Raw genomic sequence first — 1,737 nt, 5'->3', positions numbered from 1 at the left:
TTGACGGCACACGCAACATCATGTACAACAAGCGTTCCGCGTGGGCGCTGGCGGGGATTGCGCCCAATAAAGGCCGTACCACCACACTCGCTGATATCGAAGTGGCAGTGATGACCGAGCTTCCGACCACGCGTGCCCTCCTCGCCGATCAGCTCTGGGCCGTACAGGGCGAGGGTGCGCACCGGGAGACCAAGAACCTGGTGACCGGCGAGCGGAAAAGCGCCCCTCTCAGGCCGTCGCGCTCCGAGTCGCTGGCGCACGGGTTTGCGAGCCTTGCCAAGTTCTTCCCGTCGGCCAAAGGAGTCACGGCAACTCTGGAAGAGAAGCTCATGCTGGCGGTGGCTCCCGAGGACGGCGAGAATCCCGTGGTCTTCGATGACCAGTACATGTGCACGGGCGGTCAGCTCTACGAACTCTTAGTGGGCCACGATCGGTTTATCGCGGACCTGCGCCCCGTATTCTTTGGTGTGCTGGGCCTGCCCCCCAAGCTGGTCTGCCATCCGTACGACATCTGCACGGAGCTAATCGCCCGCGAGGCAGGCGTGCTGGTCACCGACGAGCTTGGGGGGCTGCTCTCTGCGCCCCTAGACATCCGCGCCGCCGTGAGCTGGTGTGGGTACGCCAACCAAGTGCTGAAAGATCAAATCGAGTCCGTACTACAGGGGCTTCTGGAGGAACTTCGTGAGCATCGTGCGTAAGGCTGTTATCACAGCGGCGGGGCGTGGGACGCGGCAGTTTCCGGCCACCCGCTCCATTCAGAAAGAGATGTTGCCCCTGGTAGACCGTGACGGCGTGACGAAGCCAACCATCCAGATCATCATCGAGGAGTGCCTTGCCTCCGGTATCGAGGACATCTGCATTGTCGTCTCGCCAGGCGGTGCCAAGCCCTTCAAGGACCACTTCTCACGGCTCCGAGACGATGAGCGCAAGATCTTCAAGGGCAAGGAGTGGGCGCTGGCACAGGCAGACACCCTGCGGCGGATCGAGGAGCGCATCACCTATGTCGAGCAGGCGACTCCCGAGGGCTACGGTCACGCCGTCTACCAGGCGAAAGACTTCGTGGGCGACGAGCCGTTTTTACTGCTGCTCGGCGACCATGTCTATATCTCCAATAGTAAAAAACGCTGTGCCCAGCAAGTCATGGACACCTACGCCGTCACCAAGTGCGCCGTCTCCGCCGTCCAGCAGACTCCCGACGATCACCTGCATCTTTTTGGCACGGTCAAGGGCACCCGCCTCGGGCAGGGCGACCCCCCGATCTACGATGTCGAACAGATCATGGAGAAACCCTCAATTGACTTTGCCGCCGAGCACCTACAGACCCCCGGCGTGAAGCGTGGCTACTATCTTTGTTTCTTTGGGATGCATGTCTTTCCGCCAAGCTTGTTTGACTGCCTGGCACACCACATTGACAATAATATCCGCGAAAAGGGCGAGATCCAGCTCACCAGCAGCCAGGAGATGCTGCGCTCCCAGGAGCGCTATGTCGCCGTCGAGACCAGCGGCGAGCGCCTAGACATGGGCGTCCCCCTCGGCTACATCGAGACCCAGACCGCGCTGGCACTCTCCGGCATAGATCGTACCGAAGTTCTCGCGACACTGCTTCGGCAAGTTGCTAAATCAGCAGCCAAAGAGCCTTTCGGGCAGGTGTGAGCTAGGTCGCCCGTGAACCGCCCCCATGAACGGGGGCGTCATTTTATCCTCATGCTTCGGACACGAAGGCCACTTCGGGCCATA

General features: G+C 60.9%; 2 protein-coding genes. Both read left to right on the top strand.

What is annotated here, in order from left to right:
• Nucleotides 1-698 (top strand): hypothetical protein (locus tag ACH2EH_RS10115; protein ID WP_395141304.1); only part of this gene is annotated, 698 nt, incomplete at its 5' end.
• On the top strand, nt 682-1,653 hold the full coding sequence (locus ACH2EH_RS10110) for a sugar phosphate nucleotidyltransferase (RefSeq protein ID WP_309693841.1): 972 nt from the start codon (nt 682-684) through the stop codon (nt 1,651-1,653). The genes ACH2EH_RS10115 and ACH2EH_RS10110, both read left to right, overlap by 17 nt.
• Nucleotides 1,654-1,737: the final 84 nt, after the last annotated feature.

This window comes from Armatimonas sp., assembly GCF_043760365.1.
Taxonomy (GTDB): Bacteria; Armatimonadota; Armatimonadia; order Armatimonadales; family Armatimonadaceae; genus Armatimonas.
This window is presented reverse-complemented; position numbering and strand designations above follow the sequence as displayed.